A 15,336-nucleotide genomic window follows, 5' to 3' on the forward strand; every position below is an offset into this window, starting at 1 on the left:
AGATGAACGGCTACCTCATGCCGTGCCTGCCGTCCGAACACGGCAGCCCGTTCACCACGATGATGGAGCTGTCAGCCCGGTGTGCCGAGTGCTCCGCGGCGTACCCGGGCAACTTCGTCATCGATCCCGACACGCCACCCCCGTTCGACTGGGCACACGAGCCGGAGAACACCGTGTGCTCCTGCGAGCCCCGATCGCCGAAGCTGATGGTCAAGTTGCGGGGTCAGTGGTTTCTCGGCCACCCGGGCACAGATGGCGGGTCAACGGCGAAGCCGGCCATGCGACGTGGTCGATGGCGAGCCACGGAGCGGCGGCCACGGCCGTGGGCGTGAGCCCGGTGATCGCGGTGACGTCGCGGTGGAGGTGGGACTGGTCGGCGTACCCGCTCTCGGCGGCGACGCCGGCCGGGGTGCGGTCGGCCGCGAGCAGGTGGGCGGCGTGGTCGAACCGCACCAGCCGGGCGGCGCGTTTGGGTGTGATGCCGAGCTGGGACCGGAAGCGGGACCACAGACGCTTACGGCTCCAGCCCACCTCGTCCGCCAGGCCGTCGACCCGCAGGCGCCCTCGGCTGGTCAGCGTCCGCCGCCATGCGTGGGCGACCTCGGGATCGATCCTGCGGAGTGCGGGCCGCCGGCCGAGGATCTCCGCCACGATCGCGAACCGCTCGTCCCAGGACGTGGCGGCGCGCAGCCTGTCCTCGGCTCGCCCGGCGTCGCGGCCCCAGATCTCCTCAAGCGGCACGACCACCCCGGTGAGCTCGGCCGACGCGTGGAGAACGGTGGCCGCCACGGCGGGCTCCAGCCGAATCTGGAGGCAGTCGACCCGCGATCGGCCGGCTGCCCGGAACCCGCCGGGAAGCAGCCCGACGGCGACGCTGCCGCGATGGTCCCGGCCGTGGGCGTCGTAGACGGTGTAGTCGCCCTTGCCCAGGTCGAGCAACAGGGTGACGGCTGGATGCGCCACCATCGCGATCTCCCACGGCACGCCCGCACGTCGGCGGAACCCGGCCATGCTGATCCCCGGCAGCCGACATGACTGGCGCGGGACCGCGACGTCCACGTCCGACCACGCCCAGTCGGATGAGGGCCCACTTGACGGCACGTGACCAGCCTATGCCTGAGGGGTGACGGGCGGGGTGCCGCCGCTACTCGCCGCCGCGAAGTCCAGCAGCAGTTCGCCGGTGGTCGCGGGCGCTTCGAGGACGGACATGTGCCCGACGCCGGGCAGCAGCTCGACCCGCGCGTTCGGCACCGCGTCGTACCGGTGCACCGACGCCGGATCCCAGCGCGGGTCGGCAGCGCCGAAGATCACCAGCACCGGCACTTCGAGCGCGGCGATCCGCTCGGGCACGCCGCGCTCGGCGATGTACTCGGCGTTGTGGCGGAGAACCGTCCTCATCGTGCGGTAGGTGAGGCCGCGTACCTCGGCCACCATCTCGTCCGGGATGTCCACCGGGCGAGCGGCCGTCGCACCGATGCCCCTGCGGATCCACCCGTCCGGCCGGATCGACCAGATGAGCGGACCGAGCAGCGGCCCCAGCAGTACGCGGAGGACGACCGGCTGCGGAAGGAGCACGTCAAGGCTCGGACCGGTGCTGATCAGGGCGAGCGACGCCACCAGGTCGGGGCGCTGTTCGGCGAGCGCGGTCCCGACGTAGCCGCCGCTGGAATGTCCGGCCACCGCCGCCCGGCGAACGCCGAGGTCGTCGAGGACCGCTGCCACCCGGTTCGCCTGGGCGACCACGTCGTACGACGGCGCGGGCGCGGACCGGCCGCACCCCGGGAGGTCGACCCGAATGACGTGATGGTGGGCGGCCAGTGCCGGGACCATCAGGCCCCAGGAGGCGCTCGCGGCACCCGAGCCGTGGATGAGTACCAGCGGCGGCGCCTGCCGCGGGCCGTCGTGGACGACATGTATGCCGTGCGGGTGCTCGACGTCGTGCTGGGTCATGTAGGCGATGGTGCGCGGGGCATCGGGTGCTCGTCTTGGACAAATGTCTGAGTCGGTCGCCGGCCCGTCGACCTGGCCCGGCGCGATCATTCATCCGGACAACGCGCCGTCACAGCGGGTCGCCGAGGCTCATCCGCCCCGGCCGGTCTCTGGCGAGGCGTGGCTCGGGACAGAGCCCTGGGATCGCCGAGGTCCTGCCGACCGGCGCCCGGTCCAGCCGGCCCATGGTCGGCACTGCGTCCGCCATGTATCGTCGCGCTTCCGCAAGATCGAGAGACAGGAATAAGACGTGACGGTACGACGGCTCGGGCTCTGCGTGGCGGTCGCCGCGATGCTGCTCACCGCTTCGGCGTGTGGCAGCGCCGACGAGATGCCGAGCACGCCCACCGTGGCGGCGAGCACATCCACGGAGTTCCCCCTCGCGACGCCCGCGGCGCCGACTGCGACACCGAGCCTCGCACCCGAGCCCTCGTCGACCCCCCGGCCCTCGGAGACCCCACGGACTGCGGGGACCTCCAGGTCCTCGACGGCCCCTGCGGCGCCGCCCACGACCAGGAAGGCCACTCAAGTGGCCACCGCCAGCAACAAGGCGGCCTGCACCGCCCTCAAGGGCCCGTTGGAGAAGGCCATCGCCGGCCTGATCACCCTGGCCGGGGTCGCCGCCGCCTCGACAGTGGAGGCCGAGATCGTCAACGCTCGGGCGGAAGCGCTCGACCGGTTGCGCAACCTCGAGGTGGTGACGAACCGGGTGGCCGGCGAGCAGGCGGACCGCACGCTGCGGAGCAAATTCGCGCCGCTCATGATGGCCGCAGGCCGGAAGGCCGCCGAGATCCGCTCGATCAAGCCGACCCAGGTGGAAGGGCTCGTGAAGGTAGCGAGCGACACGGCTGCTCTGGAGGCTGCGGTCGACAAGCTCGAGCCGACCTGCGGCAGGTACTGGTAGCTCGGCTGAGCAGGAGGTTTCGCGTGGTGAGGCGGGCGGGGTTCGAACCCGCGACCGAGGGATTATGAGATCAAACTGCCCGTCCCGCCGACCTCGTCGGACGGCGGTCTAGCAGCGGAAACGCCTCTCGACATCTCACACCACTCCTCCGCTGTCGATCGACCTCTTGCGGACCAGATGCGGACCGCGGGCGAGCCGCCCGAACCGTCAGTTTGGAAGAGCGACCTCAACCGGTTCTGATGCCTGAAACGCCTGCGACCGGTGGCTGATCCGGGTACGCCTCGTGCCCGCTCGTGACCGCTCAGCCTCTGGCTACGGGCCCGTGGATGGCCCATCGGATTCAGCCTGACCCTCGGCTTGCCAGATGGCGTGCCGCTTCAGCAGGTATCCGGTCCAGTAGATCCCGAACAGGATCAGGAAGCACGTGAAGAACACCCCCGAGACGATGCTCGCGATGATGATTGCGTTGTCAGCCAGTCCATGTGCGCAGAATGCGGCGAGGCCCAGGAAGAAGAAGATGACCATGTAGATGGGCAGTGCTGGGCTGTCGGCTGGGTGGGGGACGCGAGGCAGCTGCGGGGTGTGAGGGTTTTTGCTGGTCACGTCGCGAGTATCGGGGACACTGGCCGGTAAGGCTAGCGGATCTCCTCGTCGGGCAGTCGCCAGACCGTCCAGCCTCCCCGGACCGCAACAAGGTGGAGCGCGTCCCGCTTTCGGCAGTCACGCATGCCGACGTTGGCGAGTGGGTACGCCGCATGACGCAGGCCGGTCTTGCGCCATCCACCGTTCGGCAGGCTCACCGGGTGTTCTCGCTGCTGCTGGCCCTCGCGGTGCGGGATGGTCGGCTGACTAGCAACGTCGCGTCAGGTGTGCGGCTCCCCCGCGTCGGGCGCGCGGAGAAAGTGTTCCTGACGCACGGCCAGGTGGGCGAGCTGGCGGCGGCGGCAGAGCCGTACGGGCTGATCATCCGGGTGCTGGCCTACACCGGGTTGCGCTGGGACGAGCTGGCCGCGCTGCGCGTGCGGGCGGGTGGACCTGGTGAAGCGCCGGCTACTGGTGGCGGAGTCGGTGACCGAGGTCAACGGTCGGGCGGTGTTCGGCACGCCGAAGACGTACCAACGCCGGTCGGTGCCGCTCCCCCGCTTCCTGGTCGAGCCGATCGCCGCGCAGATCGCCGGCCGTTCCGGTGACGAGCTGGTGTTCACGTCGCCTGCCGGGGAGGTGTTGCGTAACAACAACTTCCGTCGTCGGGTCTTCGACCGGGCTGCTGTGTTGGTCGGGCTTGCGGGCCTGACGCCGCACGAGCTGCGGCACACTGCGGCCAGTCTTGCGGTGGCTGAGGGCGCCAACGTGAAGGCGGTGCAGCGGATGCTCGGGCACGCTTCGGCGGCCATGACGTTGGACGTGTACGCGGACCTGTTCGAGGACGACCTGAACCAGGTGGCGGATCGCCTCGACCGGGCGGCGGGTCGTGCTGCTGCGGACTCAGTGCGGACTGAGGGCGTGGGACCGGACCTCGACGCGATCGGTCCGGGTCGTCGGCAGCATGGTTGAGCTGGGAAAACGGCTGGTGGGGCGGGCGGGGTTCGAACCCGCGACCGAGGGATTATGAGTCCCCTGCTCTAACCGGCTGAGCTACCGCCCCGTGACCGCGCCGGATCGTAACCCGCCGATCGTTGCCCGGACCACCACCCACCGGGCGGAAGTCTGCCGCGACAGCACGATGGGCAACGCGAGGATAACAACGCGCAACCCGCCCACCAACGCGTCACGCGCCCCGCAGGTCGGCCACCACGGCACCGGCCGTACGCCATCCGCTGGCGAGCGCGCCCTGGATGGACGGGCTGTCGCGGTGGTCCCCGGCCACGTACTGGCCGTCGCCGAGCGCGACCGGCTTGCGCAGCCGGCCCTGCGGTGGCGGGGCGGCGGGGAGCGCGTCCGGCACGGCGACTGTGGTGAGGTGGGTCCAGTCGGCGGTGGAGCGGCCGTAGAGGCGGTCCAGTTCGCGCCGGATCACCGGTTCGGGCGGGGCCTGCGGGCCGACCACCGACGTGGCGATGAGGTGCCGGCCGTCCGGCGCGTACGTGGGCGCGGCCCGGCTCACCACCACCGTGTTGGCGATCATTTCGCGCCGGTCGCCGTCGAGCAGCAGGATCGGCTCGTCCAGGGGCGCCGTGCCGGTGCTGTGGTAGTAGGTGGTGTAGGCGTGCATGCGTACCCGAGGAAGACCTGGCAGCAGCGTGGCCGCCGCCGGTGGGTCGACGGCGACCACGACGGCGCGGGCGGTGATCTCGCCGGACGGGGTGCGGACCCGGCCGGGGCCGACCTGGGTGACCGGGGTGTTCAGCTCGATCAGTTCGGCGGGCAGCGGCGCGGCGAGCGCCCTGGGCAGCGCCTGCATCCCGTCCGCCGGGAGGCCGATCCTCCCCCGGGCGAAGGAGCGCATGACGACCGCGAGGACGTGGCTGGAGGTGGCCAGCTCACGGTCGAGCAGCACGCCGGACAGGAACGGCCGGAGCAGTTCCTCGATGATCGCGTCGGAGAGCCCGGTCCGGCGCAGCGCCTTCTCGGCGGTGGTCTCGGGCGTGCCGAGCAGCCGCCCGACCGGCACCGTCGCGTAGCCGGCGGCGAGCGCGGCGAACCGCAACCTGTCGGTCAGCGACCCGATTCCGGCGGTGAGCGTGCCGGGCGCGCCGCTGGGTTCGCGCAACGGGTTGACCAGGCGTTCCAGCCGGTCGCCGCGACGCACCAGCACCCCGGAGGTGAACCAGCCCAGGTCGAGCGCGTCGAGGTCGACCAGGCCGCCGAGCCGCGGGTACGCGGTGTTGAGCACCTGGAAGCCCCGGTCCAGCAGGAACCCGTCGACGCGGTCGGTGGCGACCCGCCCGCCGAGCCGGTCGCCCGCCTCCAGCAGCCGCCACGGCACACCGGCGCGGTGCAGCCGCCGGGCGGCGGCGAGACCGGCCAGGCCGCCGCCGACGACCACCACGTCCGTGTCAGGCACGGTCCACCCCCGCCCCGGCGCGGTCGCCCTCACGGTGCGACCGCGACAACCGGCCCGGCCACCAGACCTTCGGCCCGATGTCGTACGCGAGCGCGGGCACCAGCAGCGAGCGGACCACGATGGTGTCCAGGAGTACGCCGACGGCCACCGCCACGCCCAGCTCGACGAGCACCACGAGCGGCAGGACGGCGAGCGCGGAGAACGTGGCGGCGAGCACGATGCCGGCGGAGGTGATGACGCCCCCGGTGACGGCCAGTCCGGCGAGCACTCCGGCGCGGGTGCCGCGGCGTACCGACTCCTCGCGGACCCGGCTCATCAGGAAGATGTTGTAGTCGATGCCGAGCGCGACCAGGAACACGAACGCGAACAGCGGGAACGACTGGTCGACGCCGGGGAAGTCGAAGACGTATCGGAACAGCAGCGCGCACAGGCCGAGCGTGGCCAGGAACGACAGCACCACTGTGGCGATCAGCAGCACCGGGGCGACCAGGGCGCGCAGCAGCAGGGCCAGGATGACCGCGATGACCAGCAGCACCACCGGGATGATGACGTCGCGGTCGCGTACCGAGGCGTCGGCGGTGTCCACGTTGATCGCGGTGAAGCCGCCGACCACGGCGTCGGCGCCGGGTACCCGGTGCACCGCCTCGCGCAGGTCGCGGATGGTGCGTTCGGCGCCGTTGCTGTCCGGCGGGTCGGCGAGCGTGACGTCGAGCTGCACCCGGCCGTCGACCACCTTGGGGGGCGCGTTCGGGTCGGGCGGCGCGTTCTCGCCCCGCTCGCCGAGCGGCAGCACCGAGGCGACTCCCGGTACGCCCTGCGCCACCTGGGCGACCTGCCGGGCGGTGGCCTGGGTGGTGAAGATGAGGGCGGGGCTGCCGGTGCCGGCCGGGAAGTGCCTGTCGATGACCTCCTGCCCGGCCACCGAGTCGGTGCGCTGGGTGAACAGCTGGGACTGGCCGAGCGTGGTGGCGCCGAGCTGGGTCACCCCGATCGCGAGGGCGGCGAGCACCACGGCGGTGACGGCCCAGACGGTACGCGCGCGGCGCGCCACGAACCCGGCGATCCGCCCCCAGATGCCGTGCTCGGTGCGCGGGTCGGCCTGGTCGTAGCGGGGTCGCCGGGGCCAGAACGCCCACCGGCCGCCGAGGACGAGCAGCGCGGGCAGGAACGTGAGCATCACCAGCAGCGTGGCGGCGATGCCGACGGCGCTGACCGGGCCGAGCGCCCGGTTGGAGTTGAGGCTGGACAGCAGCAGGCAGAGCAGGCTGACGATGACTGTGGCGCCGGAGGCGATGACGGCCGGGGCGGCGCCCTTCCAGGCGGCCCGCATCGCGTCCCAGGGCCGCTCGTACCGGTGCAGTTCCTCCCGGTAGCGGGCGATGAGCAGCAGCGCGTAGTCGGTGCCGGCGCCGAAGACGAGCACGGTGAGGATGCCCTGCGCCTGCCCGTTGAGCTTGACGATGTCGTGGTCGGCGAGCAGGTAGACGAAGACGGCGGCGAGCGAGTACGACATCCCGGCGGCCAGCAGCGGGAAGATCCAGAGGACCGGGCTGCGGTAGACGACGAGCAGGATGACAAGCACCACTGTCAGCGTGACGAGCAGCAGCGGCCCGTCGATCGCGCTGAACACCTCGATCAGGTCGCCGAGCAGCCCGGCGGGTCCGGCCACGTCGACGGTGAGCCCGTCGCGGTCCGGGCCGGCGATGTCGCGCAGGCGTTGCACCACGGACCGGATCTGTTCGCCCTCGGCGCTGTCGATCGGCACGATCACCTGGGCGGCCTGCTTGTCCTGGCTGACGACCGGTGGCGGCAGCGGGCCGACCACGCCCGGCACCTCGGCGAAGCGGGCCGCGTCGGCCTGGATGCGCTGCTGGTCGGCCGGGGTGAGGCCGCCGGGTCGTTCGTAGACCACGAGTGCCGGGGTGGTCTCGCGGTCGACGAATCCGCCGGCCAGGTCCTGCGCCCGGGTGGACTCGGCGTCGGCCGGCAGGAAGGAGGCGTTGTCGTTTGTGGAGACCTCGCCGAGCTTGCCGGAGTAGGGGCCGGCGATGCCGCCGACGATCAGCCACCCGAGCACCACCGCCACCGCGATCAGCGTCGCGGTCCAGCGGCTGCGTCCTGCGGCCATCTCCACCGTCCTCGAATCGACGCATCAATCGACGCAGCGGGAGTCTAAGTCGACGCCGACCATCCTGCCGGGCGAACGAGGACTCGGGGGCGGAAACCGGGCAGCCGGGCGCATCGCCGGGGCCACCGGAACGACGAACGCCCGCCGGCGATGCCGACGGGCGTGACGTGGATCGAAGCTCCCCCGATTGGACTCGAACCAATAACCTGCCGGTTAACAGCCGGCTGCTCTGCCAATTGAGCTACAGGGGACCGTGCACCGCTCGGTGCGGATCTCTCCGCTCCGTGCGACGGGGACAAGAGTACAGGACATCGGGGGGTGGTGCGCCAGGGGGTTACCGGAGGAGGACCCGACCGGGCGGACGCGCCAGGATTCCGGACAAATCGTCATCTCGGCACAGGGAGGCATGAGCGGAGAGCAGGATGGGTAGTTAGCCGTCGACAGAGAACGCAGGCGCGAGACGGTCGTTCCGCCGAGCTGGCGGGAAACCGGCGAGAGCGTCAGGTACGGAAGGAGCCGCCATGCGCGGAAAGATCATGTTTCTTGGCGGGCTGGCTGCGGGATTCGTCCTGGGCGCCCGTGCCGGCCGGGAGAAGTACGAGGAGCTGGTGGTCCGCGGGCGCAAGGTGCTCGACCACCCGACCGTCCAGGAGGCGGCCGGGGTCGCGCAGGCCCAGGCGAACCGGCTCTACTCGGAGGGCAAGGACAAGCTGGGACAGACCAAGATCGGTGAGAAGCTCGCCACCGGCAACGGCGGCAAGCCGGGCATGACCGACGCCGACAAGCCGTTCGCCGGCACGCCGGCCTCGGTCGGCAGCCGCAGCGCCAACGGCACGGCCTCGACCAGCACGTCCGGCTCGACCAGCACGACCGGCACGAGCACCAAGCCGTCCAGCACCGGCAACACGCTCTGACAACAGCGGACAGCGGGCCGGTCACCTCCGGGTGACCGGCCCGATTCCGTGCGCCTGGGCCCGGGTGTGGCACATTCTCGGTGGGGAGGTGGCCGCATGCCGATGGTCGGACCGGAGACGGTGGATCAGGCGCGGCTGCTGCGCCTGCTGCGCGACGACGGTCCACGCTCCCGGGTCGAGCTGGCCGACCTGCTCGGCCTGCCCCGGGCCCGGTTCGCCGCCGAGGTGGAGCGGCTGACCGCGCTCGGCCTGGTGGAGGGCGCCGGACCGGCCGCGTCGCGAGGCGGACGCCGCTCGTCGCTGCTGCGCGTCGGCGCGCAGGTCCGGTTCGGCGCGGTACTCGTCGGCGGCGGCGTCCTGCGGGTCGCGCTCACCGACGGCGAACTGAACCCGCTCGCCCGGCACGACGAACCGGTGGACGTGCGGCTCGGCCCGGACGTGGTGGTCGGGCGCGTCGCCGAACTGCTCGGCAAGCTTCGCGTCGAGGCGGGACTGACGTCACTCACCGGCGTCGGCGTCGCGCTGCCCGCGCCGGTCGAGGTCCGCGACGGCACGCCGGTGTCCGCGCCGGCCCTGCCCGGCTGGCACCGCTTCCCGGTACGCGACACGCTCGCCGCCGAGCTGGGCTGCCCGGTGCAGGTGGACAACGACGCCAACGCGATGGCCCTCGGCGAACGGCACGCCGGCACCGGCCGCCCGTTCGACGACTTCCTCTACGTCAAGCTGGGTGAGGCGGTCGGCTGCGGGCTGGTGCTCGCCGGGTCGCTCTACCGGGGCGCGGCCAGCGGGGCCGGCGACATCGGCCATCTCCAGCTCACCGAGGACGGGCCGCTCTGCGGCTGCGGCAACAACGGGTGCGTCGAGGCGTACTGCGGGGATGCCGCACTGGTGCGGGAGGCGGTGACGGCCGCGCGGGCGGGGCGCTCGACGGCGCTGGCGGACCGGCTCGCGGCGGCCGGGACGCTGTCGGTGGCCGACGTGGCGTCGGCGGCCACCGAGGGCGACGCGGCGGCACAGACACTCGTCCGCGACGCCGCGCGCCGGCTCGGCCGGGTGCTGGTCGGGCTGGTCAGCTTCGTCAACCCGGCCATCGTCATCATCGGCGGGGCGCCGGCCGGGACCGGGCCGGTCCTGCTCGCGGAGATCCGGAGCGTGGTCTACCGGCGCTCCACACCGCTGGCCACCGGCAGCATGCCGATCGTCCTGTCCGACCTCGGCGACACCGCCGGCCTGCTCGGCGCAGCCCACCTGGCCAGCAACCACACCTACACCGCCCGCTGACCCACCCCACCCCACCCCACCCTCTTCGCCCCGCCGATCTTGCAGTTGCGGCCCCTGTGATGCCGCTTATTCCCGTTTCGGGAGGGCCGCAACTGCAAGATCGCGGGCGCGAGAGGACGGAGGGCGGGGCGGGAGGGTGGGTGGGGTGGGTCAGTCGCGGCTGGTGAAGGCGGCGTCGAAGGCCGCGGACGGGGCGTCGAAGGCCAGGCGGCGGACGAACTGGAATGCCTCCGGCGCGCCGACCAGGCGGTCCATGCCGGCGTCCTCCCACTCGACCGAGATCGGGCCGTCGTAGCCGATCGCGTTCAGCGCCCGGAAGCAGTCCTCCCACGGCACGTCGCCGTGGCCGGTGGAGACGAAGTCCCAGCCGCGCCGCATGTCGGCCCAGGGCAGGTGGGAGGAGAGCCGTCCGCGCCGCCCGTCCCCGGTACGGACCTTCGCGTCCTTGCAGTCGACGTGGTAGATCCGGTCGGCGAAGTCGAAGATGAAGTTCACCGGGTCCAGCTCCTGCCAGACGAAGTGCGACGGATCCCAGTTCAGCCCGAACGCCTCCCGGTGCCCGATCGCCTCCAGCGTGCGCTTCGTGGTCCAGTAGTCGTACGCGATCTCGCTGGGGTGCACCTCGTGCGCGAACCGCACGCCCACCTCGTCGAAGACGTCAAGGATCGGGTTCCACCTGTCGGCGAAGTCCTGGTAGCCGCGCTCGATCATGGCTGGTGGCACCGGCGGGAACATCGCCACGGTGTGCCAGATGGACGAACCGGTGAAGCCGACGACGGTGCGTACGCCGAGCTTCGCCGCCGCCCGCGCGGTGTCCTTGATCTCCTCGGCGGCCCGCTGCCGCACCCCCTCCGGCTCGCCGTCGCCCCAGATCCGGGCCGGGAGGATGTCCTGGTGCCGCTCGTCGATCGGGTGGTCGCAGACCGCCTGCCCGACCAGGTGGTTGGAGACGGCGAACACCTGGAGGTTGTGCCTGGCGAGGGTGTCCCGTTTGCGCTCCACGTACGAGTCGTCGGCGAGTGCCTTGTCCACCTCGAAGTGGTCGCCCCAGCAGGCGATCTCCAGCCCGTCGTAGCCCCACTCGGCGGCAAGCCGGCAGACCTCGTCGAACGGCAGATCGGCCCACTGGCCGGTGAAGAGCGTGATGGGTCGCGCCATTGTCCTTCTCCCCTGCGGTGATGGGGGATTCCGTCGCGGACCGGGGCGAGGACGACCGGAGGCGGCACGTGGGCACCGGTGGACGCCGCGGCGTCTGCTCCCGGGCGGGTTGCGCCTCCCGCCGGGTCACCGGCCACCTCGCGGTCGCCCGCCGGCGCGGCCGGGGAATCCCGGTCCGGCCCCACCGGCGGGCCGTGCTGGTCGTGCCGGCGGACTCCGGCGGCACGCTCGCCGGCGCCGGCCTCGTCCCACTGCGGGGCGCAACCGCGGCGGGCCCTCGCCGGCCGGTGCCGGTGAGTGTCGGCGGACCGCACGGGGCCCGCCTCGGGTCAGGCGGAGGCGTCGGCCAGAGCGGGCTCCACCTCCGTCCAGGCGGCCCGCTCGGCCGAGCGGGTGACCGCGTCGAGCACGAGCTGGACCTGCAACGCGTCGGCGAACGACGGGGCCGGGTCGGCGCCGGTGGCGACCGCCTCGACGAAGTCGCGCGCCTGGTGGGTGAAGGAGTGCTCGTAGCCGATGATGTGGCCGGGCGGCCACCACGCACCCAGGTACGGGTGCTCCGGCTCGGTCACCAGGATCCGGCTGAAGCCCTGTTCGGCGCTGGGTCGGGTGGCGTCCAGGAACTCCAGCTCGTTGAGGCGTTCCAGGTCGAACACGACGCTGCCGCACGAGCCGTTGATCTCGACCCGCAGCGCGTTCTTACGGCCGGTGGCGAAGCGGGTCGCCTCGTACGTGGCCAGCGCTCCCCCGTCCAGCCGGGCCACGAACACCGCCGCGTCGTCCACTGTCACCTGCCCCATCGCGCTGCCGTTGCCGTCGGCCCGCGCGGCCAGGCCGCTCGACCCGGCCACGAGGGGCCGCTGGCGGACGAACGTCTCGGTCAGCGCGCTGACCCCGGTGATGAGCTGACCGGCGACGTACTGGGTCAGGTCGATGATGTGCGCGCCGATGTCACCGAGCGCGCCGGAGCCCGCCCTGTCCTTCTGCAACCGCCACACCAGCGGGAACTGCGGATCGACGATCCAGTCCTGGAGATAGGTCGCCCGGACGTGCCGGATCTCGCCGATCCGCCCGTCCGCCACCAGTTGCCGCATCAGGGCGACAGCCGGCACCCGCCGGTAGTTGAAACCGCACATGGCACGTACCCCGGACTCGCGTGCCCGGGCCGCGGCCCCGGTCATCTCGCGGGCCTCGGCCACGCTGTTCGCCAGCGGCTTCTCGCACAGCACGTGCTTGCCCGCGGCGAGCGCGGCGAGCGCGATCTCGCGGTGGCTGTCCCCCGGCGTGCAGATGTCGACCACGTCGATCTCGTCGGACTCGACGAGCCGCCGCCAGTCGGTGGTGTAGCCGTCCCAGCCGAGCCGGTCGGCGGCCTCGGCCACCTTCGGTTCGTCCCGGCCGCAGACGAGCGCCATCCGCACCCGCGCCGGCAGGTCGAACACCCGGTTCACGGTGCGCCACGCCTGGGAGTGCGCGGCGCCCATGAACGCGTAGCCGACCATGCCGACGCGCAGGATGCTGTCGTGACTGGACAAGGTGGGTCTCCCCCCGTGTGTCAGAACCCGAGCTTCAGGTAGTCGCCCGCGTTCTCCTTGGTGATCGTCTCGGAGGCGAGCACGATCTCCTTCGGTACCTGGAGTTCGACCAGGTCGGACATGCCCTTGCCCTGGCCGATCAGGCGGGCCAGGGAGATGGCCGAGGAGGCCATCGACGGGCTGTAGGTGACTGTGGCCTTGAGGACCGTGTTGTCGGCGGCGATGTCCTCCATCGCCTTCTTCGAGCCGGCGCCGCCGACCATGATGAATTCCTTGCGGTTGGCCTGGTTGACCGCCGCGAGCACGCCGATGCCCTGGTCGTCGTCGTGGTTCCAGACCGCGTCGAGCTTCGGCAGAGCCTGGAACAGGCCGGTGGCCGCCTGCTGCCCGGAGTCGACTGTGAACTCGGCCGGCCGCCGGTTGGCGACCTTGAATCCGTACGAGGCGAGCGTGTCGGCGAACCCCTTCGACCGTTCCTGGGTCAGCTCCAGCGACTCGATGCCGGGGATCTCGCCGATCACCGGGTTGCTCACGCCCTTGGCCTTCAGCTGCTCGGCGATGTAGGTGGCGGCGGCCACCCCCATGCCGTAGTTGTCGCCCTTGATCTGGCACCGGTAGGCGCGCGCGTCCGGGAAGGCCCGGTCCAGGTTCACCACCGGGATGCCGGCCTTCATCGCCTCCAGCCCGAACGCGTTGAGTTCCTTGCCGTCGTGCGGCAGCAGCACGATCACGTCCGGCTTCTGCGAGATCAGCGTGGACAGCGCCGCGCGCTGGGCCGCCGCGTCCGCGCCGGCCTCGACCGACTTCAGCTCCACGTCCTGGTACGCCCCGGCCTGCGCCTTGGCGTTGTTGGTGATGGCGGCGATCCAGCCGTGGTCGGCGGCCGGGGCGGAGAAGCCGATGCTCACCTTCTTGCCCGGCTCGGTGCCGGCGCCGGAACCGGCCGCCTTGGTCTGCGCCTCGGTCGGGCTCTGCTCGTTGCTGGTGCAGCCGGCGAGCAGCACCCCGGCGGAGACGGCGGCCCCGCCGAAGAGCAGCCGGCGGCGGGACAGGTCATGGCGCGGTGTTCTCATGACGCCTCCTGGGATGAGGTGGTGGGGTGGTTTCGGGTGTGGCGGGCCGGACCACCGTCGGTACGACGGCAGCCGGGTGTGCGCGGGTGGGGTCAGGTGGTGGTGGCCCGGTTGCGGGCGAGGAACTGGGTGAGACTGCCGAACTGCACCTGCTGGACCAGGACGGCGGCGACGATGATGCCGCCCTTGACCATGTTCTGGGCCTCGGCGGAGAGGTTGTTGATGGCGAACAGGTTGGTGATGGTGGAGAAGATGATCACCCCGAGCAGGGAGCCGATGATCGTGCCCCGCCCGCCGCTGAGCAGCGTGCCGCCGATGATCGCGGCGGCGATCGCGTCCAGCTCGTAGAGGTTGGCCATCGCCGCCTGCGCGGAGGTGGCCTGCGCGGTCAGCATGACCGCGGCGATGCCGCAGCACAGGCCGGACAGCGCGTAGAGCAGCACTGTGTGCCGGCGGACGTTGATGCCGGCGAGCCGGGCCGCCTCCGGGTTGCCGCCGACCGCCACCGTACGGCGGCCGAACGTGGTGCGGTTCAACAGCACCCAGCCCGCCGCCACCACCGCCACCAGGATGTAGACCAGCAGCGGGATGCCGAGCACGTTCGTGCTGGCGATGCCGTTGATGAACGTGTTGCCCGACACCTGGGTCTGCTTGTCGGAGATCTCCGCCGCCAGCCCCCGGGCGGCGACGAGCATGGCCAGCGTGGCGATGAACGGCACCAGCCGCCCGTACGAGACGAGCAGCCCGTTCACCACGCCGACGGCGAGCCCGACGGTCAGCGCGGTGAAGATCATGCCGCCCGCACCGTAGCTCTGCGTGGCCACAGTGGTGCACCACACCCCTGCGAGCGCGACGATCGCGCCCACAGACAGGTCGATGCCGCCGCCGATGATCACGAAGGTCATACCGACGGTGACCACGCCGACCACCGAGGCGAGCTTGAGGATGGTGAGCGTGTTGCCCCACACCCAGTTCGGGTCGCCGTAGAGGTCGGGGCGGGTCAGGACGCCGATGACCACCAGCACGACGAGCGTGGCGAGCAGGCCGAGGTTGCGCTTGGCGCCCTCACCGCCGTCGCCGCGCCACCAGGAGAGCTTCGCCGGCGCGTCGGCCTTCGCGGTCTCCGCCCGCTCCACCGGCGGCGACTGCGCGGGCAGGGCGGATTCGGTCACGTCGCTCATGCCGGCGCCCCGCTTCGCGCGGCGCCGCCACGAGACTCTCCGGCGCTGTGTCGATGATTCGCTCGCTGTCGCTCGCTCATGCCGGCGCCCCGCTTCGCGCGGCGCCGCCACGAGACTCTCCGGCGCTGTGTCGATGATTCGCTCGCTGTCGCTCGCTCATGCCGGCGCG

13 protein-coding genes and 2 tRNA genes are annotated in these 15,336 nt (G+C 71.9%); 4 read left to right on the plus strand and 11 right to left on the minus strand.

Annotated elements, in window-relative coordinates:
* Positions 1-210 precede the first annotated feature (210 nt).
* A complete protein-coding gene (locus tag AB0B20_RS13400) occupies positions 211-1,011 on the minus strand; it encodes a helix-turn-helix domain-containing protein (protein WP_357388596.1) in 801 nt (266 codons plus the stop codon).
* 99 nt (positions 1,012-1,110) lie between these two features.
* The gene (locus tag AB0B20_RS13405; protein WP_357470577.1) at positions 1,111-1,950 is read right to left on the minus strand and encodes an alpha/beta fold hydrolase; all 840 of its coding nucleotides are present in this window, start codon (positions 1,948-1,950) and stop codon (positions 1,111-1,113) included.
* Between the two features lie 568 nt (positions 1,951-2,518).
* Between AB0B20_RS13405 and AB0B20_RS13410 the strand changes: the two genes are divergently transcribed.
* Positions 2,519-2,893: a hypothetical protein gene (locus AB0B20_RS13410; protein ID WP_357470580.1), complete on the plus strand. Its 375-nt coding sequence runs from the start codon at positions 2,519-2,521 to the stop codon at positions 2,891-2,893.
* 312 nt (positions 2,894-3,205) lie between these two features.
* On the opposite strand, the gene AB0B20_RS13415 is transcribed toward AB0B20_RS13410, so the two are convergent.
* Complete coding sequence (locus tag AB0B20_RS13415) at positions 3,206-3,496, minus strand: hypothetical protein (RefSeq protein ID WP_357470583.1); 291 nt, start codon at positions 3,494-3,496, stop codon at positions 3,206-3,208.
* A gap of 426 nt (positions 3,497-3,922) precedes the next feature.
* On the opposite strand from AB0B20_RS13415, the gene AB0B20_RS13420 reads away from it, so the two are divergent.
* Entirely contained in the window at positions 3,923-4,447 is a 525-nt protein-coding gene (locus tag AB0B20_RS13420; RefSeq protein ID WP_357470586.1) for a site-specific integrase, read from the plus strand.
* A 14-nt stretch (positions 4,448-4,461) separates the two neighbouring features.
* Here the strand turns inward: AB0B20_RS13420 and AB0B20_RS13425 are convergent.
* The 4 genes from AB0B20_RS13425 to AB0B20_RS13440 all read right to left on the minus strand — a co-directional run bounded on the left by AB0B20_RS13425 (position 4,462) and on the right by AB0B20_RS13440 (position 8,276).
* A tRNA-Ile gene (locus tag AB0B20_RS13425) sits at positions 4,462-4,538 on the minus strand.
* A gap of 123 nt (positions 4,539-4,661) precedes the next feature.
* Complete coding sequence (locus AB0B20_RS13430) at positions 4,662-5,897, minus strand: NAD(P)/FAD-dependent oxidoreductase (protein WP_357470589.1); 1,236 nt, start codon at positions 5,895-5,897, stop codon at positions 4,662-4,664.
* Positions 5,890-8,025 carry an MMPL family transporter gene (locus AB0B20_RS13435; RefSeq protein WP_357470592.1) on the minus strand — a complete coding sequence of 712 codons (2,136 nt, stop codon included), beginning with the start codon at positions 8,023-8,025 and terminating at the stop codon, positions 5,890-5,892. The genes AB0B20_RS13430 and AB0B20_RS13435 overlap by 8 nt, the downstream gene beginning before the upstream one ends.
* Positions 8,026-8,203: 178 nt before the next feature.
* A tRNA-Asn gene (locus tag AB0B20_RS13440) sits at positions 8,204-8,276 on the minus strand.
* A gap of 270 nt (positions 8,277-8,546) precedes the next feature.
* Between AB0B20_RS13440 and AB0B20_RS13445 the strand changes: the two genes are divergently transcribed.
* Entirely contained in the window at positions 8,547-8,939 is a 393-nt protein-coding gene (locus AB0B20_RS13445) for a hypothetical protein (protein ID WP_357388606.1), read from the plus strand.
* Positions 8,940-9,035: 96 nt separating this feature from the next.
* Positions 9,036-10,220, plus strand: coding sequence for an ROK family transcriptional regulator (locus AB0B20_RS13450; RefSeq protein ID WP_357388608.1), 1,185 nt, complete (start codon positions 9,036-9,038; stop codon positions 10,218-10,220).
* Positions 10,221-10,370: 150 nt separating this feature from the next.
* Here the strand turns inward: AB0B20_RS13450 and AB0B20_RS13455 are convergent, their stop codons facing one another.
* The 4 genes from AB0B20_RS13455 to AB0B20_RS13470 all read right to left on the minus strand — a co-directional run bounded on the left by AB0B20_RS13455 (position 10,371) and on the right by AB0B20_RS13470 (position 15,167).
* The gene (locus AB0B20_RS13455; protein WP_357388610.1) at positions 10,371-11,378 is read right to left on the minus strand and encodes a sugar phosphate isomerase/epimerase family protein; all 1,008 of its coding nucleotides are present in this window, start codon (positions 11,376-11,378) and stop codon (positions 10,371-10,373) included.
* Positions 11,379-11,707: 329 nt separating this feature from the next.
* Positions 11,708-12,913, minus strand: coding sequence for a Gfo/Idh/MocA family oxidoreductase (locus AB0B20_RS13460; RefSeq protein ID WP_357388612.1), 1,206 nt, complete (start codon positions 12,911-12,913; stop codon positions 11,708-11,710).
* Between the two features lie 20 nt (positions 12,914-12,933).
* The gene (locus AB0B20_RS13465; RefSeq protein WP_357388614.1) at positions 12,934-13,986 is read right to left on the minus strand and encodes a substrate-binding domain-containing protein; all 1,053 of its coding nucleotides are present in this window, start codon (positions 13,984-13,986) and stop codon (positions 12,934-12,936) included.
* Between the two features lie 92 nt (positions 13,987-14,078).
* Positions 14,079-15,167, minus strand: coding sequence for an ABC transporter permease (locus AB0B20_RS13470; RefSeq protein ID WP_357388616.1), 1,089 nt, complete (start codon positions 15,165-15,167; stop codon positions 14,079-14,081).
* Between the last annotated feature and the right edge of the window lie 169 nt (positions 15,168-15,336).

Origin of the sequence: Micromonospora sp. NPDC049151, assembly GCF_040648395.1 — a bacterium.
Taxonomy (GTDB): Bacteria; Actinomycetota; Actinomycetes; order Mycobacteriales; family Micromonosporaceae; genus Micromonospora.